This is a genomic window from Streptomyces justiciae (assembly GCF_015163075.1).
GTDB lineage: Bacteria > Actinomycetota > Actinomycetes > Streptomycetales > Streptomycetaceae > Streptomyces > Streptomyces justiciae.
Genome location: NZ_JADDXU010000011.1, coordinates 202,625 through 228,824, shown reverse-complemented (window position 1 = coordinate 228,824; position 26,200 = coordinate 202,625). Strand labels below are relative to the sequence as shown.

The 26,200-nt window shown below is 73.0% G+C and carries 27 protein-coding genes; 15 read left to right on the top strand and 12 right to left on the bottom strand.

Annotated features, from left to right (window positions below):
- Positions 1-48: 48 nt before the first annotated feature.
- Complete coding sequence (locus tag IQ210_RS28970) at positions 49-1,155, bottom strand: serine hydrolase domain-containing protein (RefSeq protein ID WP_194082099.1); 1,107 nt, start codon at positions 1,153-1,155, stop codon at positions 49-51.
- A 255-nt stretch (positions 1,156-1,410) separates the two neighbouring features.
- Here IQ210_RS28970 and IQ210_RS28965 point away from each other — a divergent pair, with 255 nt between their 5' ends.
- Positions 1,411-2,640, top strand: coding sequence for a PP2C family protein-serine/threonine phosphatase (locus tag IQ210_RS28965; protein ID WP_194082098.1), 1,230 nt, complete (start codon positions 1,411-1,413; stop codon positions 2,638-2,640).
- Between the two features lie 86 nt (positions 2,641-2,726).
- On the opposite strand, the gene IQ210_RS28960 is transcribed toward IQ210_RS28965, so the two are convergent.
- Positions 2,727-4,001 carry an MFS transporter gene (locus IQ210_RS28960; RefSeq protein WP_194082097.1) on the bottom strand — a complete coding sequence of 425 codons (1,275 nt, stop codon included), beginning with the start codon at positions 3,999-4,001 and terminating at the stop codon, positions 2,727-2,729.
- A gap of 115 nt (positions 4,002-4,116) precedes the next feature.
- Between IQ210_RS28960 and IQ210_RS28955 the strand changes: the two genes are divergently transcribed.
- From IQ210_RS28955 to IQ210_RS28945, 3 genes are all read left to right on the top strand, one after another.
- Positions 4,117-5,046, top strand: a complete 930-nt coding sequence (locus IQ210_RS28955) for a LysR family transcriptional regulator (protein ID WP_194082096.1) — start codon at positions 4,117-4,119, stop codon at positions 5,044-5,046.
- Positions 5,047-5,144: 98 nt separating this feature from the next.
- Entirely contained in the window at positions 5,145-6,317 is a 1,173-nt protein-coding gene (locus IQ210_RS28950; protein WP_194082095.1) for a serine hydrolase domain-containing protein, read from the top strand.
- A 45-nt stretch (positions 6,318-6,362) separates the two neighbouring features.
- Positions 6,363-7,559 carry a barstar family protein gene (locus IQ210_RS28945; RefSeq protein WP_322656909.1) on the top strand — a complete coding sequence of 399 codons (1,197 nt, stop codon included), beginning with the start codon at positions 6,363-6,365 and terminating at the stop codon, positions 7,557-7,559.
- On the opposite strand, the gene IQ210_RS28940 is transcribed toward IQ210_RS28945, so the two are convergent.
- Both IQ210_RS28940 and IQ210_RS28935 read right to left on the bottom strand, forming a co-directional pair.
- Positions 7,546-8,358: a class I SAM-dependent methyltransferase gene (locus IQ210_RS28940; RefSeq protein ID WP_194082094.1), complete on the bottom strand. Its 813-nt coding sequence runs from the start codon at positions 8,356-8,358 to the stop codon at positions 7,546-7,548. The genes IQ210_RS28945 and IQ210_RS28940 overlap by 14 nt on opposite strands.
- A 19-nt stretch (positions 8,359-8,377) precedes the next feature.
- Positions 8,378-9,268 (bottom strand): EamA family transporter, encoded by an 891-nt coding sequence (locus tag IQ210_RS28935; protein WP_194082093.1) that lies wholly within the window; start codon positions 9,266-9,268, stop codon positions 8,378-8,380.
- A gap of 40 nt (positions 9,269-9,308) precedes the next feature.
- On the opposite strand from IQ210_RS28935, the gene IQ210_RS28930 reads away from it, so the two are divergent.
- Positions 9,309-9,830 carry a MarR family winged helix-turn-helix transcriptional regulator gene (locus tag IQ210_RS28930; protein ID WP_194082092.1) on the top strand — a complete coding sequence of 174 codons (522 nt, stop codon included), beginning with the start codon at positions 9,309-9,311 and terminating at the stop codon, positions 9,828-9,830.
- Between the two features lie 5 nt (positions 9,831-9,835).
- Here IQ210_RS28930 and IQ210_RS28925 read toward each other — a convergent pair whose 3' ends face one another.
- The 4 genes from IQ210_RS28925 to IQ210_RS28910 all read right to left on the bottom strand — a co-directional run bounded on the left by IQ210_RS28925 (position 9,836) and on the right by IQ210_RS28910 (position 13,348).
- The gene (locus IQ210_RS28925; RefSeq protein ID WP_194082091.1) at positions 9,836-10,807 is read right to left on the bottom strand and encodes an NAD(P)-dependent alcohol dehydrogenase; all 972 of its coding nucleotides are present in this window, start codon (positions 10,805-10,807) and stop codon (positions 9,836-9,838) included.
- A gap of 131 nt (positions 10,808-10,938) precedes the next feature.
- On the bottom strand, positions 10,939-11,649 hold the full coding sequence (locus IQ210_RS28920; protein ID WP_194082090.1) for a DUF1775 domain-containing protein: 711 nt from the start codon (positions 11,647-11,649) through the stop codon (positions 10,939-10,941).
- Positions 11,650-11,718: 69 nt separating this feature from the next.
- Complete coding sequence (locus IQ210_RS28915) at positions 11,719-12,336, bottom strand: hypothetical protein (RefSeq protein WP_228048481.1); 618 nt, start codon at positions 12,334-12,336, stop codon at positions 11,719-11,721.
- Between the two features lie 382 nt (positions 12,337-12,718).
- Positions 12,719-13,348: a DUF6629 family protein gene (locus IQ210_RS28910; RefSeq protein ID WP_194082088.1), complete on the bottom strand. Its 630-nt coding sequence runs from the start codon at positions 13,346-13,348 to the stop codon at positions 12,719-12,721.
- A gap of 140 nt (positions 13,349-13,488) precedes the next feature.
- Here IQ210_RS28910 and IQ210_RS28905 point away from each other — a divergent pair, with 140 nt between their 5' ends.
- Both IQ210_RS28905 and IQ210_RS28900 read left to right on the top strand, forming a co-directional pair.
- Complete coding sequence (locus IQ210_RS28905) at positions 13,489-14,445, top strand: NAD(P)H-dependent flavin oxidoreductase (protein ID WP_194082087.1); 957 nt, start codon at positions 13,489-13,491, stop codon at positions 14,443-14,445.
- A 39-nt stretch (positions 14,446-14,484) separates the two neighbouring features.
- Positions 14,485-15,021: a GNAT family N-acetyltransferase gene (locus IQ210_RS28900; protein WP_322656907.1), complete on the top strand. Its 537-nt coding sequence runs from the start codon at positions 14,485-14,487 to the stop codon at positions 15,019-15,021.
- 15 nt (positions 15,022-15,036) lie between these two features.
- On the opposite strand, the gene IQ210_RS28895 is transcribed toward IQ210_RS28900, so the two are convergent.
- On the bottom strand, positions 15,037-15,684 hold the full coding sequence (locus tag IQ210_RS28895; protein ID WP_228048480.1) for a response regulator: 648 nt from the start codon (positions 15,682-15,684) through the stop codon (positions 15,037-15,039).
- A gap of 25 nt (positions 15,685-15,709) precedes the next feature.
- On the bottom strand, positions 15,710-16,951 hold the full coding sequence (locus tag IQ210_RS28890; RefSeq protein ID WP_194082086.1) for a sensor histidine kinase: 1,242 nt from the start codon (positions 16,949-16,951) through the stop codon (positions 15,710-15,712).
- 232 nt (positions 16,952-17,183) lie between these two features.
- On the opposite strand from IQ210_RS28890, the gene IQ210_RS28885 reads away from it, so the two are divergent.
- Positions 17,184-17,765 carry a GlcG/HbpS family heme-binding protein gene (locus IQ210_RS28885; RefSeq protein WP_194082085.1) on the top strand — a complete coding sequence of 194 codons (582 nt, stop codon included), beginning with the start codon at positions 17,184-17,186 and terminating at the stop codon, positions 17,763-17,765.
- An 8-nt stretch (positions 17,766-17,773) separates the two neighbouring features.
- Here the strand turns inward: IQ210_RS28885 and IQ210_RS28880 are convergent, their stop codons facing one another.
- On the bottom strand, positions 17,774-18,166 hold the full coding sequence (locus IQ210_RS28880) for an Imm32 family immunity protein (RefSeq protein WP_194082084.1): 393 nt from the start codon (positions 18,164-18,166) through the stop codon (positions 17,774-17,776).
- Positions 18,167-18,431: 265 nt separating this feature from the next.
- Between IQ210_RS28880 and IQ210_RS28875 the strand changes: the two genes are divergently transcribed.
- The 5 genes from IQ210_RS28875 to IQ210_RS28855 all read left to right on the top strand — a co-directional run bounded on the left by IQ210_RS28875 (position 18,432) and on the right by IQ210_RS28855 (position 22,685).
- Positions 18,432-19,595, top strand: coding sequence for an MFS transporter (locus IQ210_RS28875; RefSeq protein WP_194082217.1), 1,164 nt, complete (start codon positions 18,432-18,434; stop codon positions 19,593-19,595).
- A gap of 33 nt (positions 19,596-19,628) precedes the next feature.
- Positions 19,629-20,462: a metalloregulator ArsR/SmtB family transcription factor gene (locus IQ210_RS28870; protein WP_194082083.1), complete on the top strand. Its 834-nt coding sequence runs from the start codon at positions 19,629-19,631 to the stop codon at positions 20,460-20,462.
- Between the two features lie 12 nt (positions 20,463-20,474).
- The gene (locus tag IQ210_RS28865) at positions 20,475-21,074 is read left to right on the top strand and encodes a dihydrofolate reductase family protein (protein ID WP_194082082.1); all 600 of its coding nucleotides are present in this window, start codon (positions 20,475-20,477) and stop codon (positions 21,072-21,074) included.
- A 92-nt stretch (positions 21,075-21,166) separates the two neighbouring features.
- On the top strand, positions 21,167-21,766 hold the full coding sequence (locus tag IQ210_RS28860; protein WP_194082081.1) for a cysteine hydrolase family protein: 600 nt from the start codon (positions 21,167-21,169) through the stop codon (positions 21,764-21,766).
- A gap of 10 nt (positions 21,767-21,776) precedes the next feature.
- Positions 21,777-22,685 (top strand): GlxA family transcriptional regulator, encoded by a 909-nt coding sequence (locus IQ210_RS28855; protein ID WP_194082080.1) that lies wholly within the window; start codon positions 21,777-21,779, stop codon positions 22,683-22,685.
- Positions 22,686-22,697: 12 nt separating this feature from the next.
- On the opposite strand, the gene IQ210_RS28850 is transcribed toward IQ210_RS28855, so the two are convergent.
- A complete protein-coding gene (locus IQ210_RS28850; RefSeq protein WP_194082079.1) occupies positions 22,698-24,410 on the bottom strand; it encodes an IlvD/Edd family dehydratase in 1,713 nt (570 codons plus the stop codon).
- A 49-nt stretch (positions 24,411-24,459) separates the two neighbouring features.
- On the opposite strand from IQ210_RS28850, the gene IQ210_RS28845 reads away from it, so the two are divergent.
- Positions 24,460-25,317, top strand: coding sequence for an IclR family transcriptional regulator (locus IQ210_RS28845; RefSeq protein WP_194082078.1), 858 nt, complete (start codon positions 24,460-24,462; stop codon positions 25,315-25,317).
- A 19-nt stretch (positions 25,318-25,336) separates the two neighbouring features.
- Positions 25,337-26,197: a fumarylacetoacetate hydrolase family protein gene (locus IQ210_RS28840; protein ID WP_194082077.1), complete on the top strand. Its 861-nt coding sequence runs from the start codon at positions 25,337-25,339 to the stop codon at positions 26,195-26,197.
- Positions 26,198-26,200 lie beyond the last annotated feature (3 nt).

The following is a 26,200-nucleotide window of genomic DNA, read 5'->3' as shown; positions in this document are numbered from 1 at the left end:
GCCGGACAGGGACCGGGGCAACGAGCGGCACGCGGTCCCGGACCGATGTCAGGTGGGTAGGCCCTGGAGGCCCTCGTAGGCTGCCGAGACGATCTCCAGGCCCCGTTGGTCGTTCGCGGGCTCGCGCATCTGGTTGGTCACGTAGGCGACCGCCAGGCGGGCCGAGGGGTCGAGCATGACGAGTGAGCCGCCCCAACCGCCCCAGCCGTACGCCGTGCCGAAGAGGCCGTATCCCAGGCCCCAGCGCATCGGCATGCCCAGGGTGCGGTCCTCGCCGTTGAACTGCTCCTCCCACGCCCGCTCGCACCCGCCCGGGGACAGCAGCCGGACCGCGCCGATCCCGCCCGCGCAAGCCATCACGGACTGCACGAGGGCGACGGAGCGGGCGTTGCCGTAGCCGTTGGCCGCGGGGATCTCGGCCCGGCGCCAGGGGATGCTGTTGGCGTCCCGGACTCGAAGGGCGGTCGCGGTGGCCGGTTCGGGGTCCGCGTTCGGGGCGCTCGCGGTGTAGTCCTCGTCGTGCCCGGGCGGCGGGACGGCGAGCGCCACGCGGTGGTCGTCCTCGGGGCCCACGCCGATGTGGAAGTCGGCGCCGAGCGGCCCGGCCACCTCCTCGGCGAAGAACGTGCCCAGGGTGCGGCCCGTCACCCGGCGCACCACCTCGCCCACCAGGAAGCCCTGCGTGAGGGAGTGGTAGCCGGCCGCGGTCCCCGGCTCCCACTGCGGGGCCAGCGCCGCGAGCCGCGCCGTGACGCTGGGCCAGTCGTAGATCTCGGCGACGGGCCCGTCGTAGTCGGGCAGGCCCGCGGTGTGCGACAGCAGATGCCGTACGAGCACCTTGTCCTTGCCCGCCGCGGCGAACTCGGGCCAGTAGCGGGCGACCGGCGCGTCCAGGTCGAGCTCGCCCCGGTCCACCAGGACGAGCGCGGACAGGGCCGTCATCGTCTTGGTCACCGAGAAGACGTTCGTGACGGTGTCCCGCTCCCACGGCCTGCTCCGCCCGGCGTCCGCGTACCCGCCCCACACGTCCACCACGGCCTTGCCGTCGACGAACACCGCCGCCGAGCCGCCGGTGTCCCCCTCGTCCAGGAAGGCTGCCAGCGCGTTGGGCACCGCCATGAACAGATCGTCGTACGAGCCCTGGATGTCTGCCATGCGCGGAATCTAGCCCCCGGCGAGGGCCTGGCGGCAACCGGTTTTCCGGCCCGGACGGGGTGGAGCACGGGGGCGGCGGGGCATCCGCGGCCCGGGCTGTCCGGCGGATCAGGTCGGATCGGAGAAGAGCGGCTGCCCGCTCTGTCAGGGCCGGCGTACCCGCCCCCTCGTCTACGGCAGATCCGATGCACCGGGCAGGCCCTTGGGCCCATATCGTGGGAAGTGGTGCGATATCGGCAGTGAGGCGGCGGAGCCATGGCGGACGCTGGGATCGACTACGCGGCGGTGTTCCAGGCCCTGCCCGGCATGGTGGCGGTCCTGACGCCCGAGCTGGTGTACGTGGACGCCAACGAGGAGTTCGTCCGCATGTCCGGACGCAGCAGGCAGCAGCTCGTCGGCCGCTATCTCTTCGACGTCTTCCCCGACAACCCCGGCGACCCGGCCGCCTCCGGCATGCGCAACCTCGCCGCCTCCCTGCAGCGCGTCCTGACCACCGGCGAGCGCGACACCATGGCCGTCCAGCGCTACGACGTCCAGTCGCTGGAGCAGCCGGGATGCTGGGAGGAGCGCTACTGGAGCCCCGTCAACGCTCCCGTGTTCGGGCCGGACGGGAAGGTCGTCCTGCTGGTGCACCGGGTGGAGGAGGTCACCGAGTTCATCCGCGACCGCGGTGGCCCAGTCGGCACCCGGGCCCGTGCCCTGGAGGCCGAACTGTACATCCGTGCCCGGGAGTTGCAGGAGGTCAACGAACGGCTGAGAAAGGCCCACGCCCGCGAGCGTGAGGTCGCCCTGGCCCTCCAGGAGGCGATGCTCCCGGCGCCGCGGCAGGTGCGCGACCACCGGGCCGCCGTACGTTACCGGCCCGCCGTCGGCGCGCTGAACGTCTGCGGCGACTGGTACGACCTCGTGGAACGGATCGGCGGCGACCGCATCTGCGTGGCGGTTGGGGACGTCGTCGGGCACGGACTGGCGGCGGCCTGTGTGATGGGCCAGCTGCGCAGCGCGCTGAGCGCCGCGTCCCGGGTGGCCGAGGGGCCGGCGCAGGCCCTCGACGTGGTGGGCCGGTACGCGAACGTCGTCCCCGGTGCCGAGTCCGCGACGGTGGTCACCACGTTCGTCGACTTCGACGCCCGGACCGTCACCTACAGCAGCGCCGGGCATCTCCCGCCGGCGCTGGTCCACGCCGACGGCCGGGTGGAGTTCCTCGACGCGGCGACGGACCCGCCGCTGGACGCCAGCCCCGATCCTGTCGCCCGCCCCGAGGCGACGGCCGGCTTCCGCTCCGGCGACACGCTGGTCCTGTACACCGACGGGCTGGTGGAACGCCGCCGCGAGGACATCGACGCGGGCCTGGCACGCCTGGCGGACTCCCTCGCCCGCCACCGCACGGCCGAACCGGCGGCGATGGCGGACGCGGTGCTGCTTGAGCTGCTGCCGCCGGAAGGAGCGACGGACGACACGGCGTTGATCGTCGTACGGCTGTGAGGTGGCCTGGTCGACGGGTGCGCGGCGGACGGCATCGCGCTGATTGTCGTACGTCTGTGAGGCGACCCGGCGACCGGGCGGCCCCGTCAGTGTGCGGCGGTGAGCGACGGGTCCCTACGGTCGTCCCCGTCATCCCCGTCCGCCTCGCCCAAGCGCAGCGCTCCCCGCGGCAAGAGAAACGGCGTCGCCAGCAACAGCAGCCCGGCGGCAGCGATGGCGACGCGCGGGCCCGTGGCGGCGGCGAGCAGGCCCCACAGTGCGGTGAGCGCGGCGATGGTCAGCTTGACCGTGATGGACCAGGCGGACAGCGTGCGGGCGAGGCGGTCGGTCGGGGTGCGTTCGAGCCGGTAGGTCGCCAGGACGGGCGTGAAGACGGCCGCGCAGGTGATCAGCCCGAACTCCACGGCCATGACGAGCACCAGCCCCGCCGCCCCGGGTCCGACGAAGGCCAGCCCGAGCCCCCAGCACGCCCGCAGCGTCCCGGCGACGAGCAGGACCTTGCGCTGCCCGAACCGTGTGACCAGGCGCCGCGACAGCCGCGAGCCGATCAGCCCGCCCAGGCAGGGCAGGGCGAAGGCGAGCCCGTACTGCCAGGGCGTGAAGTGGAGACGGCCGAGCATGAGGACGGCGAGGGGCGGCTGGGCCGCCATGATCAGGCCGTTGACGAGGGCGTTGTTGAAGAACAGGGGGCGCAGCGTCGCGTGGGTGAGGAGGAAGCGCCAGCCGTGGAGGAGGTCACCGGCCCGGAGTTTCGCGTGGGCCGAGGGGTGTTCGGGCCGGGGCTCGGTGCCGCCCATGGCGCGGATTCCCCCGGCCGAGAGAAGGAAGCTGACGGCGTTGGCGGCGATGGTCGTCACCGGTCCGAACAGGGCGACGACGGCGCCACCGAGCGGCGGGCCCACCATGGTGGTGCTCCAGGTCGTCGCCTCGAACCGCCCGTTGGCGACGAGCAGATCCTCCCGCGGCACCAGCGCCTTGAGGCACGCGCCGGACGCGGCGGTGAAGGTGATGTCGGCCGCGGCGACGACCACCGACACAACCAGGAGTTGTCCGAACGTCAGCCGGTCGAAGGCGAACGCCACCGGGATCGTCATCAGCGCGGCGCACCGGACCAGGTCCATCCCTATCATCACCGGCCGTTTCCGGCGGAACTCCACCCACGGCCCCAGCGGCACCGCCACCACCGCCCCGACCGCGAGGCCGGCCGCCGACAGCGCCGACACCTGGGCAGGCCCGGTGTGCAGGACAAGGATGGCGACCAGCGCGAACGCGTCGAAGGCGAGCCAGGTGCCGAGCGCGCTGACGCCGTACGCCGCCCACAGCCACCCGAAGGACCGCCCGAGCGAACGTCTCGCCCCCATGAACCGCACCCGCCTCTCGCCGACCCGCACATCCAACCCGGCCGGGCCCGCCCGGATCAAACAACCGCCACGCGGCCCCGACACAACCAAAAGTTGTGGCTCTACGATGGCGGCCATGGACCTCGAAGGTGTGCGCACGTTCGTGACGGCCGCGGACACGGGACGCTTCCAGGACGCCGCCGCGACCCTGTCGATCACCCAGCAGGCGGTCTCCAAACGCGTCGCCGCGCTCGAGAAGGACCTGGCCGTACGGCTGTTCACCCGCACGGCCAGGGGAGTGCGGCTCACCATCGACGGCCAGGCGTTCCTGCCGCACGCCCGGGCCCTCCTCGACGCCGAGGAGCGGGCCGTGGCCTCCGTGCGGCCCGGCCGCCGGGCGCTGCGCGTGGACGTCATCGGCCGCCGGCTGGCCCCGGCGGACGTCCTGCGCGGCTTCCATCGCGCCCATCCGGACATCGAGCTGGACGTGGTGACCCTCTTCGACGCCAAGGAGGCGTTCGCCGCGGTCCGCTCCGGCACGATCGACGCGTCCTTCCGTGCCGTCACCGTCCCCGCCCGCAGGCTCCCCGACGGCATCGCCACCGCCCGAGTCCACGACGAGCCTGTGCAACTCCTGACCGGCCCGCGGCACGCCCTCGCCGCGGCCCGGGCGGTCACCCCGGACCGGCTTGTCGGTCACCGGATCTGGATGCCCGGCCTCGTCGACGGCACCGAGTGGGCGGCCTACTACGACGACTTCGCCGCCGCGTTCGGCCTCACCATCGAGGCCACCGGACCCGACTTCGGCACCGATCCGCTCCTGGACACCATCGCCGACTCGCCCTCCCTGGCCACCCTGGTCGGCGCGCAGACCCGCCTCGGCTGGCCCGCCGACCACGACCTGCGACGCATCGCCCTGCACGACCCGATGCCGGTCTACCCGCACTCCCTGATCTGGCGCGCCGACAACCCCCACCCGGCCCTCACCGCGCTGCGCGCCCACCTCGACTCCGCCCGGCAGGGGCACGGCACCCGGCAGGTCTGGACGCCGCACTGGGCGCAGTGAACCCCGACTGGGCCGGATGCAGCAGCAGAAGAAGCAGGTGACGGCCGGGGGTGGAGAGGCTGGACCGCAGTCCAGCCCACCCCCCCCGGGAGCCCTCGATGCCTCTGCGTTCCAGCCTGCGTGCCGCCTCCGTGGCCGCCCTCTGCGTGGCCGTACTGACCCCGGTCACCGCTTCCAGCCCCGCGTCCGCGACACCGAAGCGCGGCGACGACCACCGACTCCAGGAGCAGATCGACCGGTTCGTCCGCAGCGAGGGCGGCCCACCCGCCGTCATCGCCGTCCTGGACTACGGCAGGAAGACCCGCGTCCTCACCGCGGGCACCGCCGACGTCCGCACCGGCCGCCCGCCCCACCCGGACGACCACATGCGCATCGCCAGCACGGCCAAGGCCTTCAGCGGTGCCGTCGCCCTGGCGCTGGTGGACCGCGGCGCCCTGGACCTCGACGACAGCCTGCGCGAGCGGCTGCCCCAACTGCCGAAGGCGTGGGGCGCGGTGACACTGCGCCAACTGCTCCAGCACACCAGCGGGCTGCCGGACTTCTCGGAGAGCACCGCGTTCCGGGACGAGATCCGCGCCGACCCACGGCACCACTTCGACTCCCGCCGCCTGCTCGACTACGTCGCCGACGAGCCGCTCCGCTTCACGCCGGGCAGCCGCTACCAGTACTCCAACTCCGACAACATCGCCGTCGCGCTGATGGCGGAGGCCGCGACCGGAACACCGTACGAACGCCTCCTGCGCGAACTCGTCTACACGCCCCTCGGCCTCCACCGCACCAGCCTTCCGCAGGGTTACCGCATGCCGAAGCCGTACATGCACGGCTACGCCGTCGAGCCGGGGGCCGCGCCGGAGGACGTCAGCGAGGTGCTGGGCATGTCCGGGGTGTGGGCCTCCGGAGGCATCGTCTCCACGCCGGCGGACATGACCCGCTTCGTCCGCGGCTACGTCGGCGGCGCGCTCTTCGGCGGGCGTGAGATCCACGCGCAGCGTCGGTGGGTCGAGGGCTCCTCCGAGCCCGCGGGGCCTGGACACAACCGGGCGGGGCTGGCGCTGTTCCGGTACGACACCCGGTGCGGTGCCGTGTTCGGCCACACCGGCAACACCCTCGGCTACACGCAGTTCGTCGCGGCCACCCCGGACGGGCGCCGCTCGGTGACGTTCTCCGTCACCACACAGATCAACAAGGCCATGGACGCCGACCAGGTGGAGCGCATGCGCAAGATCGAGGAGAACTTCGTCTGCGCCCTGGTGCGCGGCCCGCACGCGTAAAAACCCCGTGCTCAGCGCGTCGCCGCCGACCTACTGTGTGCCGTTGTGGACGACGGGACAGGGGTGGGCGGCGGCGTGGAACACGCGGTCTGGGAGCGGGCTTTCCCGGTGCGGTACCTGCTGGTGCAGGTGGACTACGACGGCGACGAGGAGTACTGGGGGCGGTGCGCCGGTGTCGAGGGGCTCTTCGTCGACAAGCTGCCGCCCCGGCGCGAGGTCCTGACCCTGCGCGGCTGTACCCCGGAAGGCCCGTTGCGGGACGCGCTGGCGCCGGACGGCGAGGCGACCGCGCTGCTGGGGGAGGTGTGCGTCGAGGTCTGGGACGAGGAACAGCCGCTGCAGTGGTGGTCCCTCGTCGACACCGTCGTGCTGGCCCACCAGCCGAACGCCGGCGACCCGGGCCTGGTCGACGTCGTCGTGGGCGCCGGGGTCGAGGAGGAACGGCACTGGCGACACACCCTGCCGGCCGAGCCGCGGTTCAAGATGTTGGCGGCCACCAGCAACGATCTGCCGTCCGCGGGATGGTGCCAGAAGATCGACGGCCTGTTCGTGCCGCGCTACGGCCACCCCGCCGTGCCGCTGCACCTCATCGGCTGCGAGCCCGCCGAGCCGCTGCTCACGGTGCTGCGCCGCCGCCGCAAGTACGACCAGGACCGGGTGGAGCTGCGGGCGCTCGACCGGAACGGCCAGGAGATGTACCGGCTCCCCGTGTATCTGCGCATCGAGACGGCACGCCCGTCCGTCCTCGGCGCCGACCTCTTCGACATCAAGCTCACCGACGGCGGCCCCGACCGGCCCTCGACGGCGGCTCGTCCGGTCTGGGATGCCTGGTACCGAGGCTTCCCGGCCACCCGCAACCTCTGGGCGCCGTACGGCACCGAGGGCAGACAGGCGTGGCTCGACCTGACGACCCCCGACAGGAACGCACAGGGACCGGACCGCTCCGGTGGCGTCCACCATCTCGACGGCAGGTTCGTCACCGACCGGCCCGGCCTGTACTGCGCGCTGGCCGAGGCGCTGGTCGGGCCCGGCAGTTTCTTCGGGCGGGAGTGGGACGGCTTCAAGGACTGCCTGGGCGGCGGCCTCGGCATCGCCCCGCCCTTCACGCTGGTCTGGCACGACTCCCAGGTGGCGCGGGAGGCGTTCGCGGACGACTTCCCCGATCCCGCGTCGGAGCTGACCTACTTCGAGGAGATGGTGCACCTCCTCGAGACGTACGGCGCCACGGTCACGCTTCGCTAGCTCCTGGCTTGCGCCCGCGCACGGCCCAGGCACGAGCCGTCAGTTCGATCGTCCCGTCCGCCCCTGTCGGCACCCGCTCGCGCAGCGTCCGTCGCAGCCGCTCCCGGAGGTCGGGGGCGAGGGCGGCCACGTACCCGGGTGCCGGGCCCTGGCCGGACAGGAACGGCGTCCACAGGTCGTCGAAGTCCGCGAACACGGTCGGGATCTCGACCGGTACGACCGTCACCTCGGTCAGCCCTGCCCCGGCCCAAAGGAGTTGCAGCGCGGACGGTCGGCAGAGCGGGAAGCGGCGGCCCTCGTCGTGGGCCGCGGCCGATGGGTCGACCGTGGTCGCGGCGGCCCAGAAGTGGCGCAGGAACCCCATGTCCTCGCCGTAGTCCCACACATAGGCGGCCACGACACCGCCCGGCCGCACCACCCGCACCGCCTCCGCGAGTGCGACGCCGGGATCGGGAAGGAAGTTGAGCACCAGCCCGCTGACCGCCGCGTCGAAGACCGCGTCCCGCACCGGCAGCGCCTGGGCGTCCGCCACGGCGACACGGGCGGGCGGGGGAGCGGCGGCGCGTGCCGTCGCGGCGAACCCGGCGGACCGTTCCACGCCCAGCAGCGCCCGGGGTCGGCACCGTACGGCCACCGTCGAGGTCAGCGCCCCCGAACCGCAGCCGATGTCCAGCCACCGGGCCTCGGGCGGACAGCCCAGCCACCGGACGAACTCGTCGGCCACGCGTCGGCTCCACCGGCCCATGTACCGCTCGTAGGCGTCGCCGGCGGCCCAAATGTCGAAGTGCCGTTCGCTCACCCCTCCACCTTGCCCTGTCTCAAGGGGCGTTGCAGGCGGCGGGCACGGCCCGGGGCACCGGTTTCGCGCGTCCCGGGCGGCCGAGCGCGACCCCGAGCAGCACCAGCCCCAGCCCGCCCAGCTGCCGTACGGTCAGCGCCTCGCCCGCCACCACCGTGCCGAGCAGGACGCCGGTCACGGGATTGAGCAGCCCAACGAGGCCGACCGTCCCTGACGGCAGGTGTCGCAGTCCGGCGAACCACACCGTGAAGGCCAGTGCCGTGGCGACGACGGAGACATAGGCGAACGCGAGGAGCGCCGGTGCGGACAGGGCGGGCGGCGGGCCCTCCACGGCCGCCGCGACCGGCAGCAGGAACAGCGCCCCGGCGGTGAGCTGCCAGGCGGTCGAGGCGAGCACCGCGCCGCCGGCGTTCCACCGCTTGGTCAGGATGTGGCCGAACGCCGACACCAGCATGGCCCCGCCCGAGGCCAGCACCCCCGGCACGCTCACCCCCTCCGCCCCGGTGAACAGCATCAGACAGACCCCGGCGAGCCCGATCGCGGCGCCGGTGAGATGCGCGGCGCCGGGCCGCTCGGCGACCAGGGACCAGGCGATGAGCATCATCGTCAGCGGGGAGACCGCCATGACGGTCGAGGCCACGCTCGTCGGAAGCAGTTGCGAGGCGGCGTAGACGAGGACGAAGAAGACGCTCACGTTGAGCAGCCCGAGCACCGCCGACCGCCACCACCACACCCCGTGCGGCCGCCGCCGGGCGAGGGCGAGCAGCACCAGACCGGCCGGCAGCGCCCGCAGCGCCGCCCCGTACAAGGGGCGGTCCGTCGGCAGGAACTCGTGGGTGACGTAGTAGTTGGTGCCCCAGGCCACCGGTGCCACCGCCGTCAGCGCCACCCATCGGGTATTTGCTTCCATGGAAGCCAATATAACTTCCCGGGAAGCTAATATGGGGTGCATGTCCGTGGAAGACCGGCGAACGCCGGACCGTGTGGCCCGTATCCAGGCCGACTGGCGCCGCGAGCGACCCGACCTCGACGTCGGCCCGCAGGGAGTGATCGGCAGGCTGCACCGCCTCGCCGGCCGGCTCACCGAGGAACTCGTGCTCGTCTACGGCCGTCACGGCCTCGGCGAGGGGGAGTTCGACGTGCTGTGCGCCCTGCGCCGCGCCGGTGAGCCCTATGAGCGGGCACCCGGCGAGCTCGCCGCGCACACCATGGTGACCACCGGCGCGATGACGAAGCGCATCGACCGTCTTGAGCGGGCCGGACTCGTCACCCGCCGCCGCTCCGCCGACGACCAGCGCGGCCGGATCGTCGCCCTCACCCGGCCCGGCCGCGAACTGATCGACCGGGCCTTCACCGACCACATGCACAACGAACGCCGGCTGCTGGACCTGCTGACCCCCGCCGAGGCCGAGACCCTCGAAGAGCTGCTCACCACCTGGCTCGCCCGCCTGGAACCCCCGAGCGAGGGCTGACGCGCTCAGACGGTGACGACGAGCTTGCCCCGCGGATGCCCGTTCTCCAGATGGCGTACGGCGGCCACGGCCTCGTCCAGCGGATAGGTGCGGTCGATCACCGGGGCGATCGCGCCCGTCTCCGCGAGGGCCTTGAGGCGGAGGAGGTCCGGCTGCCGGGTGCGGGCGAACACCGGACGCAGGCGCTGGCCCACGAAGGGCGACAGGACCAGACCGCGCACCCAGCGGTCCAGGCCGCCCAGCACGGGCCCGCCCTCCTCGCCGCCCACGAAGACGACCGTGCCCCGCGGCGCGAGGACCCGGCGCAACCGGGTCAGGGAACGGTTCCCGGCGGTGTCGACGACGAGGTCGTGGCGGACGGGACGGTCGGTGACGTCCTCCCGGGTGTAGTCGATGACGTCGGCCGCCCCGAGTGACCGGACCAGATCGGCCGCGTCGGGCCCGCACACTCCGGTGACCTGGGCCCCGTAATGGGCGGCCAGCTGCACGGCGTACGTCCCCACGCCGCCCGAGGCGCCGATCACGAGCACCTTCTGGCCGGGCCGTGGGAGGGCCATGTCGAGGGCCTGGAGCGCGGTCACGCCGGAGACGGGCAGGGCGGCGGCCTGCGTGAAGGACAGGCCGTCGGGCATCGCGGCGAGCTGGTCGGGTTTGGCACGGGCGTACTCGGCGAAGGAGCCGTCGCACTGCCCGAACACCTCGTCCCCCGGCTTGAACCCGGTCACCTTTTCCCCGACCGCCGCCACCAGCCCCGCCGCGTCCCAGCCGCGCACGACGTGAGCGGGACGGCGCAGGCCGAGTTCAGGGCTGAGCCGGGCGATGTAGGGCCGCCCGGTCATGAGATGCCAGACGCTCGGGTCGACGCCCGCGGCACGCACCTCCACCAGCACTTCGTCGTCGCGGGGCACGGGACGCTCGACGTCCCGCAGTTGCAGAGTCTCGGTGGAGCCGTACGCGTACTGGACGATGGCCTTCATCGGGGGCACTCCTCCGCGCCGGTTCGACGGTGTCCCCCGGATCGTCCCGGCGAACCGCGCCCATGACCAGCCCCCGCAACCCGAACTCGCCGGGATGCGAGGGCTTTTGAGTCGGGAGTGCCGCGGTGGCCCTACTGCCGGACGCCGCCCCGGCGTCGTACGACCACCAGGGCCACGGCCACGACGAGCACCACCGCGATCGCGACCCACACCCCCGTGGACAGACCGCCGTCGTCGTCCTTCTCCTCGGTGTCGGCGGCTTGCGGGGTCGGCGAGGTGCTGGGTTCCTCGCTGGTCGGTGTCGCGGACGCACTGGGGGAGGGGCTGACCGGCGTCGCCCCCGGCGCGGCCGCCTTCAGCTTCAGCACCGGGGCCGGGTTGCCCTCGCCGTGCCCGTGTCCGTCGTCGTCGCCGGACTCGTCCAGCTCGATCCAGCGGTCGACCTTGCCGTCGCCGTACGTCTGGAGCGTCTTGAACGCCAGCTCCTTCGCGTCGGGCAACTGCCGTACGACGACGGAGTACTCGGCGTCGGCGCCGACCTTCAGCGCCGCGCCCTTCACGGTGTAGCCGTCGTCCGTCGCGGTGAACTTCCAGCCCTCGGGCCCCTTCCCGTACGTCACGTCGGACGGGGCGATGCTCTCGGGCAGGACCACCCGGATCTGTGTGATCCCGGCGGTGGCGGACTCCGACTCGGCGGTGAAGGCGAGTTCGGCGTTCTCGGCGAGGGCCTGCGCGTCGTCGGACTCGACCTCGACATGGGCGGCGGCCGGAACGGCGGTGAACAGTACGGCGGTTGCCGCGGCGGCGGCCGCGACGGTCAGTCGGCGGATGGTGCGGGACATGGGTGTCTCCAGGCATGGGGGGTTGACGGAGCCGCCGTACGGCGAAGCCGAACGCGCGCCCCGATCGGGTCAGTTGACGAGATCTGCCCGACCGGGTGGCGGCCCCCGCCGCACCACTGCGTGCGCGAGGACGGTCCCTGCGAAGGTGGGTTGCGCCCCTTCGGTCCTCATCGGAACGGGCACATCGAGCAGCCCGGTCGCTCGCGGCCGGGTGAACAGCGCCCGGACGGCGGTGACATGGGCCCGTACCGCGCCCACGCCCCGGGCGAGCGTCCAGCAGGCGGCGTCCGCGCGATGCAGCAACACCGCGACGAGTACGGCGACCAGTGCGTGGGTGACCGTCATGGCCACGGAGTCGTGCAGCCGCTCGTGCCCCATCGCCTGGCCGGCGTGGTGGACGTGGCCGTGGGCCTGCGGGGTGTGCGTGGTGAGCGTCAGCCACAGATGCAGCCCCGACTGCCCGGCCACGCTGAACACGACGACCGTGCCCACATGCCGTGGCCGCCGCACACCGACCAGCCCCAGCGCGAAGAGCCCGCCGGTCACGGTCGACGCCTGCGCCCACGGCACGGACTCCGCGCCGAACAGATGATGGGCGCTCACCCCCAGCACGGCGCCGACGACGGCGAACACCGCGGCCCGCAACACGGGCAGAGGCGCTGGACGGTGGCTGACGTGCGGGTGCATGACCCGCTCATCCTGGCCCATGCGGGGCGCGGTGCGCAGGCGGCTCCGGAAAGATCGGTGGGGTCAGGCGCCGGCCACTGCGCCGCGGGGCCGTGTGGATGGTTGGCGTCAGGCGGTGGACGCCGTGCCGGGCGGGTCGTGGGGATGGTTGGTGTCTGGCGGTGGACGCCGTGCCGGGCGGGTCGTGGGGATGGTTGGTGTCAGGCGGCGGGCACCGCGCCGCGGGTCGTGGGGATGGTTGGTGTCAGGCGGCGGGCACCGTGCCGGGCGGGTCGTGGGGATGGTTGGTGTCTGGCGGTGGACGCCGTGCCGGGCGGGCCGTGGGGATGGTTGGCGTCTGGCGGCGGACACCGTGCCGGGCGGGCCGTGGGGATGGTTGGCGTCAGGCCGCGACCACCGCGCCGCGCGGCCGTGCGCGGACCCAGCCGAGCAGCACCACCGAGCACAGGGCGGCCAGCGCGCACCACGTCGAGATGAACTCCAGCCGCCACAGCGCCGAGCAGACCGCCGCACCCACGGCGACGAGCCCGCCCAGCACGAACAGCCGCCGGTCGCCGGAGAGCAGCAGGGAGCCCACGGTCGCCAGCAGATACCCGGCGATGAGCAGGGGGGTGTGCGACAGGCCGATCGAGTAGCCCATCGTGTGGCCGCGGATCTCGGCTGTCACCGGGCCGGAGGCCAGGGCATGGGCGAGCGCCGCCGCGGTCGCCCCGCCGATCACCAGGGGAAGGGCCAGCCGGCGCCGGACCCGTGGCGGAGCCGCGCACCAGACGGCCAAGGGCACCCCCGCGGCCAGTACCGGCAACGCGATCACGGCCCACACCACCGTCGCGGCCCCGCTGCCGCCACCGGCGTTCCACACCAGCGCCTCGACGATCTGATGCGCCCCGAGCAGCAACGGCAGCCCCGCCAGCGGGAGATCGCGCGGATCACGCACCCGCGCCACACAGGCGACACCGACGCCCGCGACCGCCGTACCGGCCACCAGGTCGGCCGTCGCACTCCAACACATCACGCCATCCAGGGGTTTACGGCATCGGCAGCCACCACGTTACGTCCGCGCGGGGCGGTGGCCGGGGCGACACGGGCACGTCGGCGGGAGGGTGGCCGGAAGCGTGCGGCTCCTCGCGCGCGACCTCGATGATGGGGCCCATGGCCTTGACGACGGCGTTCACGAAATCTCTCGGCGTACGGCACCCCATCGTCCTCGCCCCCATGGGCGGTTCCGCCGGCGGAGCGCTCGCGGCGGCGGTCTCCGAGGGAGGCGGACTGGGGATGGTGGCGGGCGGCCGCAGCGGACGGGAGTGGCTGCGGCGCGAGCTGAAGCTCGCTGTCCGGCTGACCGACAGGCCGTGGGGGATCGGCTTCCTGAGCTGGGAGGTGGACCTCGACACCGTCGCGTGGGCGCTGGAGTACCGGCCCGCCGCCGTGCTGCTCTCCTTCGGCGACCCCACCCCCTTCGCCGACCGGATCAGGGACGCGGGCGCCCGGCTCATGGTGCAGGTCACCACGCTCGACGAGGCGCGGCAAGCCCTCGACGCCGGTGCCGACTTCGTCGTGGCCCAGGGTGGCGAGGCGGGCGGACACGGCGGGCTGCGGGCGACGCTGCCGTTCGTCCCCGCCGTGGCCGACCTCGCGGCGCCGACACCGGTGCTGGCGGCCGGCGGGATCGCTGACGGGCGCGGCCTGGCCGCCGTGCTGGCGCTCGGCGCGGCGGGTGCGGTGATGGGCACGCGGTTCCAGGTCAGTCAGGAGGCGCTGGTGGCACCGGAGTTGGTGACGAGGCTGCTCGCCGCCGGCAGCGAGGACACCGAGCGCAACCGTGTCCTGGACATCGCCCGCGGCGCCCCCTGGCCCGGCCACTACACCGCCCGCACCCTCCGCAACGCCGTCATCGACCGCTGGCGCGGCCACGAGGAGGAACTCCGCCACGACGCCACCGCCCGACAGACCTACCGCGAAGCCGCCCAGAGAGGCGACCTCGACGTCGTCCCGATCTGGGCGGGCGAGGCCCTGGACCTCATCACCGAGGCATCCTCGGCAACCGACCTCGTGACAGAAATCGCCGAGCGAGCGGAACGCACCCTCGCGTCGGCGGGCCGGAGTTGAGGACGGAACCGAGGATCGCGGTCGACACGTCTTGGGGAGGTGACTGATTCCCGGACGTCGCTGCGCGTCGCACGCCTGGCCGACGTGGACGGCATCACCGACCTGCACACGGTGGCCCGCACGGCGTACTACCAGGCGGGCGGGGTGACGGACGCCGAACTCACCTCCCCCGAGGCACTCGCGGATCGGCGGGCGAGTTGGGCGCGTGCTGTCGGCTCCGACGACAGGACCGTTCTCTGCGCGGAGCGCGACGGTGAGATCGTCGGCATTCTCTCGATGGGACCTCCCTACGACGCTGACGTCGACCGCGCAACGGCGGGGCAGCTCTACCAGATCCACGTCCGCCCCGGCCTCTGGGGACACGGCATCGGCGGCCGCTTGCACGCGGCGTTCGTGCGGTTCCTGCGCGAGGAGGCGTTGTCGGTGGGTGTCCTGGAGGCGTGGGACCGCAACAGCCGGGCCCAGGGCTTCTACGCCCGGCACGGTTGGCGGCCGGACGGTCGGGATCGGCCAGGTCCGGGCGGTGGGAGGTACGTGCGGATGCGGCTCGCAGTGGGTGCCCTGGAACGGTCTTGAGGCGGGCGGGCGTGCTTACGGCAGGAGTCGTCTCTCCTTGGCGACCGCTACCGCGCCTGCGCGTGTGTCGACGCCGAGTTTGTCGTAGATGCGGCGGAGGTGGGTCTTCACTGTGGCCTCGCTGATGAACAGGGCGCGGGCGATGTCCCGGTTGCCGATGCCGCGGGCCAGTTGGGTGAGGATGTCGCGTTCGCGGTCGGTGAGGGTGGGGCGGGGCTTGCGCAGGTTGGCCATCACCCGGCCGGCGACCGGTGCCGACAGCGTGGTGCGGCCCTCGGCTGCGGCGTGGATCGCCGCGAACAACTCGTCGGGGCGCTCGGCCTTGAGGAGGTAGCCGGTGGCGCCCGCCTCGATGGCGCGGGTGATGTCGGCGTCGGTGTCGTACGTCGTCAGCACCAGGACGTGCGGGCGGTCGCCTGGCGCGGAGGTGAGGCGGCGGGTGGTCTCCACGCCGTCGATGCCCTCGCCCAGCTGGAGGTCCATCAGCACCACGTCCGGCGTGAGCTTCGCGGCCAGCGCCAGCGCCTCCTCACCGGTGCCGGCCTCCCCGACGACCTCGATGTCCGGGGCGCTGTCGAGCAGCGCGAGCAGTCCGGCCCGTACGACGGCATGGTCGTCGCAGACGAGGATGCGCACGTGGCGGGAGGGGGCAGGGGTCGTCAAGGCGTCTCCCGGGGGACATCAGGGGTCATCGTTGCGCCTCCAAGGGAACCGCGGCGGACAGGACCGTGCCCTCGCCGGGGCGGGACTCCACGGTCAGGGTGCCGCCCAGCGCCCGCAGGCGGGCCCGCATCGCGGGCAGACCGTGGCCGCGGCCGCCGTCGGGGGAGTCGGGCAGCTTGGCGGGGTCGAAGCCGTGGCCGTCGTCGGAGACGTCCAGGACGACCTCGTCGTCGAGCAGGGTGAGGGTCAGCGCGGCCCCGCTCGCGCCGGCGTGCTCGCGGACGTTGGCCAGGGCGCCCTGGGCGATGCGCAGCAGGGCGGACTGGACGCGGTCCGGCAGCCGGGTGAGCCGCTCCTCGTCGGCGTCCACGTGGAGCCGTACGGTCAACTGCCCACCGGACTCCCGGCCGGCCAGCGTGCGCAGCGCCTCGTCGAGGCCGCCGCCGCGAGCGAGGTCGGCGGGCGCGAGGTCGTGCACGAAACGGCGGGCCTCGGCGAGGTTGTGCTCGGCGACGGACGCGGCGGTGCGGACGTGGGCGCGGGCCTTGTCCGGTTCGCCGTCCCACACCCGGTCCGCCGCCTGAAGCAGCATCCGCTGGCTGGACAGGCCCTGGGCGAGCGTGTCGTGGATCTCCATGGCGAGTCGCTCCCGCTCGGCGAGCGTGCCCGCGCGGCGTTCCGAGGCGGCGAGTTCGCGGCGGGTGCGGATCAGGTCGTCGATGAGGGCGCGCTGCCGGTCGGTCTGCCGCTCCATCTGGAGGAAGACGGCGGTGGCGAGCGCGGCGACCGCGGGCGGCGCGAGCACCAGGTTCGGGTCGAAACGCCCGCCGAGCTGCACCTGCGCGGCCACGACGAACACCGTCAGCACCGCCACCAGGACGAGCGCCGCGCGCGGCGGCAGCGTGCGCAGACCGGTGTAGAAGAGGGGCACCGCGCACCAGGCGAAGCTGGGCGCGAGCACGACCAGCACCATCCACACCACGACGACCAGCGCCAGCCACGCGGAGTGCCGCGGTCCCGGGCTGCCCGCCTTCGGCCCCAGCAGATGCAGGACGACGAGGACGACGCACAGCGCGATGATCCACGGCGTGCGCGGCTCGCCGGGATGGCGCAGCAGGAAGCGGGCGAGGGCGCCGCCGAGCAGCAGGAAGAACGCGGCGTGCAGGACGACGCCGAGCCACCGGGTGTCGACGGCGCTCGGTTCGTCCGGGCGGTCGGGCAGGTCCGAAGGGGCCGGGCGGTTCGACGGGTCCGGGCGGTCCGGCATCAGGGGCCCGCCTCCTTTCCCGGCTGTGGGCGCTGAACTGGGCAAACACCTCCATTGTCACCGCCTCCGAGGGCTCCGCAGGTCAACCGATCGGATGACCCCCATGTCATCCGTCCCGCGATCCCGAGCGAGCCGGAACGTCGACCGTCCGGGCCCGGTTCCGGGCCGAGGGTGGAGAGCAGGAAACGGGGCGGCGACCGAGCCGCCCGCCCACCGAAGGAGTCGACGACCCATGAACGCCGTGCAGCCGCAGCACAAGAAGGTCTCCCGCCGCGCCCGTGTCGCCATCGGCGGTGCCGTGCTCGGCGCCGTCGCCCTGGCGGGCTTCGGCGCGGTCTCCGCCAACGCCTCCGCACCGGCCGCGGCGCCCGCCGCTGCCGCCGCGGTCTCCGCCCCGGCCAAGGCCACCACCACGTCCACCCACCTGACGATCGACGCCGCCACCCGCGCCGCCCAGGCCGCGCTCGACGCCGCCGAGAAGGAGAACCAGCGGGTCACGGTCGCCGTCGTCGACCGCAACGGCAACACCGTCGTCACCCTGCGCGGCGACGGCGCCGGCCCGCAGTCGTACGAGTCTGCCGAGCGCAAGGCGTACACCGCGGTCTCCTGGAACGCCCCCACCTCCGAGCTCGCCGAGCGCCTGAAGCAGGCCCCGAACCTGAAGGACATCCCCGGCACCCTGTTCCTGGCCGGCGGCGTCCCCGTCACCGCCCAGAACGCGCCGATCGCGGGCATCGGCGTCGCGGGCGCCCCGTCCGGCGCCCTGGACGAGAAGTTCGCGCAGGCGGGCGCGGAGGCGGTCGCGGGCCGCTGACGGCCGGCTCAGTCTCTCGGCATGCCGCCGTGGGGGCTGTTGACCACCAGCGGGAGCGAACCCTCCGCCAGGTAGGGGTGGTCGGGGAAGTGGTCGACGTGGAGGTGCCCGCCGTCCTCCGCGTCGGCCATGTCCCGCAGGTTGGCCGCGAGGACGGCCCGGGAGTACCTGTCGCCACCGATGAGCAGCACACGCCGGACAGGGTCGACGGAGACACAGACCCCGGGCCCCGGCGCGTCGCTGATCTCGACCCCCGCCAGGGCATCGCCGTCCGGCCCTTGCGCGGTCCACAGCAACCCCTCGCCCTCGGCCACGGCCCGCGCCAGGCGGTGCAGTTCGGCGGCCGAGGCGCTGAGGTCCACCTCACCGGAGGCGGGATCGTGCAGAACCTTCGGTGACATCTCGCCGTACTCCTCATGTTGTCGCGGCATGCGACCTGCGTCGCCCGATCAGCACCACAGCCTGCCCTGGCCGGACCCCTGTGACCAGCCGAAGGTCACAACTCCCGGAGAACCGCGGCCGTTCGTCCAAGGGACGTGGGCCTTTGTCCATGGACCGGTCCGCCGCCGCGGGTGAGGGTGGATCATGAGCCAATTCAGGGATCGGACAGGGACGTTCCACGGCACATCCACCCAGCGCCCACCGCGTGCCGACGGACCGGGACGGCTGCCGCCGGGGCTGATCGCGCTGGCTCTGGGCGGCTTCGGAATCGGGCTGACCGAGTTCCTGATCGCCGGGCTGCTGCCGCAGGTCGCGTCGAGTTTCGCGGTGTCCGAGGCGGCGGCCGGCCGGCTGATCTCCGGCTACGCGCTGAGTGTCGCGGTCGGCGCGATCGTCCTCACGGCGGCGACGGCCCGCCTGCCGCGCAAGCAGGTCCTTGTCGGTCTGGTGGCGTTGTTCGTCGTCGGCAACCTGCTGTCCGCCGTCGCGCCGAACTACTCGGTGATGATGCTCGGCCGGGTCGTCGCGGCCCTGTGCCACGGCTCGTTCTTCGGTATCGGTTCGCTGGTCGCCCGCGGCCTGGTCGCACCCGAGCGGAAGTCTCGTGCGGTGGCGGTCATGTTCGCCGGGCTGACCCTGGCGAACGTGCTGGGTGTGCCGTTCGGCGCGCTGGTCGGTGAACGCTGGGGCTGGCGCGCGGCGTTCTGGGCGGTCACCGCGATCGGGGTCCTGGCGCTGGCGGGGATCGCCGCCCTGGTGCCCGCGTCCGTGGTTCCCGCCTCAATCCCACCCACCGACCTCCGCGCCCAACTCCGCGCCTTCCGCTCCTCACAGGTCTGGCTCACCCTCACCGCCACCGCACTCGGCTACGGCGGCATGTTCGGCGCGTTCAGCTACATCGCCTACACGTTCACCGAGGTCGGCGGCTTCTCCGCGTCGGATGTCGCCTGGCTGCTGATGGTGTACGGCGTCGGCCTGGTCGTCGGGAACGTGATCGGCGGACGGGCCGCCGACCGCGACCGTGACCGCGCCCTGATCCTGGCCCTGCTCGGACTGACCGTCACCCTCACCGTGTTCGGCCTGCTGGCCGCGAGCGCCCCCGCCTCGGTCGTCCTGGTGTTCCTGATGGGGCTGACCGGCTTCGCCGCCGTCCCCGGCATGATCACCCGCGTCACCGACCACGCCCACGGGGCTGCCCTCGCCGCCAGTGCCAACGTGTCCGCCTCCAACGTCGGCAACGCCCTGGGCGCCTGGCTCGGCGGCCTGGCCCTCTCCGCGGGCCTCGGCTACCGCGCGCCGCTGTTCGTCGGCGCCGGGATCGTCGCAGTCGCAGTCGCCGTCATGGCGGTCGCGGCACGAACGGCCCGGGCGATCGAAGAAATTCCTTGACGAGAATATTCTTCATGGTGAATACTTCAGGGCATGGAGCGGATCGCATCAGCACTGGGGGACGGAGCGCGGTGGCGCATCGTCGAACTCCTCGTCGAGCGGCCCCGGTCCGTCGGTGAACTGGCGGAGCTGACCGGGCTGCGGCAGCCACAGACCACCAAGCACCTGCAGACCCTCGCCCGGGCCGGCCTCGTGACGGTCTTCCCGCTGGGGCAGCGCCGGGTCTACGCGGTCGAGACCGCACCCCTGGCGGCCCTGGAGCGGCGCCTGCGGGAGCTGGTCGAGACGGCAGGAGCGCAGGCGGGCGAGCGGGACGTCATCGCCCGCTACCGTGCCGCCATCGAGGCGGAGACCGCGGCCGCGGACCGGGACCGGTGGGCGGACGGACGTACCTTCACGTTCGAACGTGTGCTCCCCGCACCCCGGGACCTCGTCTGGCGGCACTGGACCGACGCGGACCTGCTCGCCTCCTGGTGGGCGCCGCCGTCGCTGACGGTCACCGAGTGCGTCCTGGAGGCACGGCCCGGCGGACGAGCCGTCCTCGAATACCGGGACGCCGAAGGGCGCTACCGCTCCGAGGGGCAGGTGCACATCGCGGCGGAACCCGAGCACCTCGTGTTCGACCTCGCGGTGCTGGACGCCGCGGGCGCGGTCTCGTTCACCGGCCACTACGACCTGGGCCTCGCCGAGGTCCCGGACGGGACGCGGCTACGGCTCGACCTGCGGATCACCGACACGACCGTCGAGGCGGCCCCCTACATCGCCGGGATCGGAACCGGCTGGGAGCGGGTGCTCGACAACCTCGCTGACGCCGTCGGCACAGCGCGCACCACCAAGGGCACCACGAATACACGGACCAAGGGATAAGGAAGCGCCATCATGAGCGACTCGACCGGACGCAAGGTCACCGCGAACATCAACCTCACCCTCGACGGGCGCTACAACGGCCCGGGCGGCCCCGGTGACCTCGGCGCGATCGTCCCGTACGCCGTCACGGACGTCGCCCGCAACCACCTCACCCGCATCTGGGAGAACGCCACGACGGTGGTGCTCGGCCGGGGCAACGCCGAGGGGTTCCTCGGGTTCTGGCCCTCGGTCGCCGAGGACGACAACGCCGACCCGCGCGACCGCGGCTACGCGAAGTGGCTGGTCGACACCGAGAAGGTGGTCCTGTCCACGACCCTCGCCGAGGCACCGTGGAGCCGCGCCCGCGTGGTGAACGCACCGACCGCGGAGGTTCTCGCCGACCTCAAGGCGACCGGCGAGGGCGACATCCTCATCAACACCAGCGCGAGCGTCATCAAGGCGGCCCTCGCGGCGGACCTGGTCGACCGGCTGTATCTCATCGTCTGCCCCGAGATCGCAGGCGGCGGGGAGCGACTGTTCGACGACGGGCTGCCGGCCTCGAAGTGGACGCTCACCCACCGGGAGATCGGCGAGTCGGGCGAGATGGCTCTGACCTACGACCGCGTCCGCTGACACACCCCGGCCGGGACAGGTGACCGGATCGGTCCGGCCCAGGACCCGATCCGGCCTGTCGCCGGCCTCACCCGCCCGACCAGGCTGGGGACATGACCCGAGCCCTCATCGTCATCGATGTCCAGGAGTCCTTCCGCGCCCGCCCGCTGTGGGAGACCATCTCCGACCCGAAGATCGCCGACAAGGTGAACCGTCTCGTCCGGCTGGCCCGCGAGGCGGGTGAGCTGGTGGTGTGGGTGCTGCACGCGGAGCCCGGCAGCGGCGACGTCTTCGACCCCGCCCTCGGCCACGTCCGCCTGATGGAGGAGCTGGAGCGGGTGGACGGCGAGCCGCTGATCCACAAGACCTCGCACAACGCGTTCACCACCACCAACCTCCAGCAGCTGCTGACCGAGCACGGCATCCGCGAGCTCACCGTCTGCGGCATCCGCACCGAGCAGTGCGTGGAGACCACGGCGCGCGTCGCGAGCGACCTCGGCTACGGCGTCACCTTCGTCGTCGACGCGACAGCCACCAACCCCATTCCGCACCGCGACGCCCCGGCCGACCTGAGCAACGCCGAACTGCTGGCCGACCCCCGCACCCTGCCCGCCGAGGAGGTCGTACGGCGTACCGAGTACGCCCTCGCCGGACGCTTCGCCACCATCGCCACCGTCAGCGGCCTTGAGGCCGCGGCCGGGCACCCGGCATGATGACCGGATCGTGAGCCACGTCGTCTTCTTCCTGGTGCCCGGGGTCCATCTGCTGGACCTGGCGGGACCCGCGCAGGTCTTCTCCACCGCCGCCGACTTCGGGCACCCCTACACCCTCACCTACGTCGCCGAGCGCACCGAGGTCCCCACCGCGCAGGGGGTGCCGCTGGTGGCCGGACTAGCCTGGCCCGAGCTCGGGCCCGAGGACCTCGTCGTCGTGCCCGGCTGGCGGGCGGTCACCCTCGCCGACTCACCCGAGATCGGCGCCGCTGCCCTGCGGGCGCTGCGTGACCACCACGCCCGCGGCGGCACGGTGGCCAGCGTGTGCGCGGCTGCCGAGGCGCTCGGCCGGGCCGGCCTGCTCAAGGGCCGCCGCTGCACCACGCACCACGACGTACAGGACGAACTCGCCCGGCGCCACCCGGGCGCGACCGTCGTACGCGACGTCCTGTTCACCGCCGACGACCGCGTCATCACCTCGGCCGGCATCGCCAGCGGCATCGACCTGGCCCTGCATCTGGTCGCCGGCCGGCACGGGCCCGCCGTCGCCGCCAAGGTGGCCCGGGACATGGTCGTCTACGCCCGCCGCAACGGCCACGACGCCCAGTCCAGCGCGATGTTCCGGCACCGGTCCCACCTCGACGACACCGTCCACCACGTCCAGGACCTGATCGACGCCCGCTTCGACCACCCGCTGCCGCTACCCACCCTCGCCTCCGCGGTCGGCGTGAGCGAACGCACCCTGACCCGCCTGTTCACCCGCGCCACCGGCCTGACCCCGCTGCGCTACCAGCAGACCCTCCGCCTCGAACGCGCCCAGCACCTCATCAGCCACGGCGCCACCCTCGAGGCGGCCGCTCGCTCGGTCGGCTTCGAGGACGCTCGCATGCTGCGCCGACTGCGCGCCCGGGCGGCCTAGGCACCTCCCGGGCTAGTGCGACTCCCGGGTCACCTCCGAGCCGCTCGACCCCACCAGGAAGTCCAGATCCGCCCCGGTGTCGGCTTGGAGGACGTGGTCGACGTAGAGCCGCTCCCAGCCGCGCCGGGGACTGGCGAAGCCGGCGACGGTGGCCTTGTCCGGGGTTCTGCGGGCGAGTTCGTCGTCGGGCACGTCGACGTCGATGCGGCGGGCCTCGACGTCGAGGACGACGACGTCCCCGGTGCGTACGAGGGCCAGCGGTCCGCCGGCCGCCGCCTCCGGCGCCACGTGGAGGACGACCGTGCCGTACGCTGTGCCGCTCATCCGGCCGTCGCAGACCCGGACCATGTCCCGTACGCCCTGCTCCAGGAGCTTCTTCGGCAGCGGCATGTTCGACACCTCGGGCATGCCCGGGTAGCCCTTGGGGCCGCAGCCGCGCAGGACGAGGACGGAGTCGGCGTCCACGTCCAGGTCGGGGTCGTCGATGCGGGCGTGGAAGTCCTCGATGCTGTCGAAGACGACGGCCCGGCCCCGGTGGCGCAGCAGGTGCGGGGAGGCCGCCGCGGGTTTGATCAGCGCGCCGTGCGGAGCAAGGTTGCCGCGCAGCACGGCGATGCCGCCCTCGGCGACCAGCGGTTCGGCGCGGGGGCGGATGACCTCCGTGTCCCAGATCGGGGCGTCGTCGAGACGGTCGACCAGCGGCTCGCCGGTGACGGTCAGCGCCGCGGGGTCGAGCAGGTCGCGGACCTCGCGCAGCACCGCGAGCAGTCCTCCGGCGCGGTGGAAGTCCTCCATCAGGAAGCGGCCCGCCGGCTGGAGGTCCACGAGCACCGGCACGTGCGAGCCGATGCGGTCGAAGTCGTCGAGGCTCAGCTCGATGCCCAACCGCCCGGCGATGGCGAGGAGATGGACGACCGCGTTGGTGGAGCCGCCGATCGCGGCCAGCGCCACGATCGCGTTGTGGAAGTTGGCCCGGGTCAGGAAGGTCGCCGGGCGGCGGTCGGCGGCGACCATGTCCACCGCCAGCCGGCCCGTGCGGTGCGCGGCCTGGAGGAGCCGGCTGTCGGGCGCGGGCGTCCCGGCGACGCCGGGTATCACCGTGCCCAGGGCCTCGGCCACCAGCGCCATCGTGGAGGCGGTGCCCATGGTGTTGCAGTGCCCTCGGCTGCGGATCATCGCCGACTCGGAGCGGGTGAACTGCTCCTGGGTGAGCGTCCCGGCCCGCACCTCCTCCGACAGCCGCCACACATCGGTACCGCAGCCCAGCGGCGTGCCGCGGAAGGTCCCGGTGAGCATCGGCCCGCCCGGCACGACGACCGCGGGCAGGTCCACCGAAGCGGCGGCCATGAGCAACGACGGGATCGTCTTGTCACAGCCGCCCAACAGCACCACCCCGTCAATGGGGTTGGCGCGGAGCATCTCCTCGGTGGCCATCGCCGCCATGTTCCGCCACAGCATGGCCGTCGGGCGCACGTTCGTCTCGCCGAGCGACACCACCGGCAGGTCCAGCGGGATGCCGCCCGCCTCGTACACCCCGTCGCGGACGGAGGACGCCACCTCGCCGAGATGGGCGTTGCAAGGGGTGAGGTCCGAGGCGGTGTTGGCGATGGCGATCTGCGGACGGCCGCTGAACGCGTCGTCCGGGACACCGCGGCGCATCCAGGCCCGGTGGATGTAGGCGTTGCGGTCCTGTCCGGCGTACCACTGGGCACTGCGGAGCGTCACCCGAAGCTCCTTCCAACCATCGACACACAGGTCTAATCTGTGGAACGCCATGGAGCATACGCAGACGTACGACGGCTCGACAGACCCCGACCAGGACAACTCCGGGGCGGCCGACCCGAGTTCCGGGGAGGGCCGCCTGGTCGGCTCTGACCGGGTACTGGCCGTGCTCAAGCAACTCGCTTGCTATCCCGACGGGGTGGGGCTGGAGGAGCTGACCCGGGTGATCGGCAGCCCGAAACCGACCGTGCACCGGGCGCTGGGCGCCCTGCGCCGGGCGGGCCTCGCCGAACAGGACGTCCGCGGCCGCTATCTGCTCGGCGACGAGTTCCTGCGCATGGCCTTCGCCCACCACGAGGCCCGCCCGGACCACGTCCGCCTCCGGCCGCTGCTCCAGACCCTTGCCGTGCGCTTCGGCGAGACCGCGCACTACGCGGTCCTCGACGGCCGCGAGGTCGTCTACCGCGCCAAGGTCGACCCGCCGACCGGCGCCGTCCGCCTCACCTCCAGCGTGGGCGGCCGCAACCCCGCCCACGCCACCGGCGTCGGAAAGGTGCTGCTCGCCCACGAGTTGGACACCCTCGACGCCGTACGACAGTGGATCGGCGGCACGCCATTGGAGCGCCGCACCCCGCGAACCCCGTGCACGGCAGAGGAGTTGCACCGCGCGCTGGAGACCACCCGGCAGCGCGGCTACGCCGTCGACGATCAGGAGAACGAGACCGGCGTCAACTGCCTCGCCCTGCCCGTCTACGCCACCTCCCCGACCTCTCCCTCCGGAGCCGTGAGTGTCAGCGCCCTCACCTACCGGACCCCCTTGCGGAGCCTGGTCGATGCCGTCGACGAGATCCGCGCCGCGCTCGGCCCTCTGAGCGCACCGCATCGCCCCGTACGCCGCCGCACCCCCTGAACCCCTGGAGACCGACCCCGTGTACCTCATGCGCATAGGCGCGCCCGGCGCCGAGAAGCCCGTCGCCCGCGTCGACGACGACACCTACGTCGATCTGTCCGACACCGTCACCGACTTCGACGAGGCGTTCTTCGGCTCGGGCGGCATCGACCGAGTCCGGCCCGTCGTCGCCGAACGCGTGGCCGCCGGGCAGGTGTCCCGCTTCGCCGGGGAACGGATCGGCGCACCGATCGCCCGCCCGCACCAGATCCTGTGCATTGGCCTCAACTACCGCGACCACGCGGCCGAGAGCGGCATGGCGGTCCCCGACGAGCCGATCCTGTTCACCAAGTCGCCCAACACCCTGGTCGGCCCGAACGACGACGTACGCATCCCGCGCGGGTCCACCAAGACCGACTGGGAGGTCGAACTCGGCATCGTCATCGGCCGCCGCACCAGTTACCTGCACTCCGTCGACGACGCCCGCGCCGCCATCGCCGGATACGTCGTCGTCAACGACGTCAGCGAACGCGGCTTCCAACTGGAACGCGGCGGCCAGTGGGCCAAGGGCAAGTCGGCCGAGACCTTCAACCCCGCGGGCCCCTGGCTCGCCACCACCGACGAGATCGACGACGTCCTCGCCCTCGACATGTGGCTGGACGTCAACGGGGTGCGCCGCCAGACCGGCAGCACCAAGACGATGATCTTCGACCCGTACTTCATCGTGCACTACCTCAGCCAGTTCCTGGTCCTGGAACCCGGCGACCTCATCAACACCGGCACCCCGCCCGGCGTCGGCATGGGCCTCACCCCGCCCGTCTACCTCCAGCCGGGAGACGTGATGGAACTCGGCATCAAGCACCTCGGCACCCAGCGCCAGCACGTCCTCGCCCCGCGGTGACGC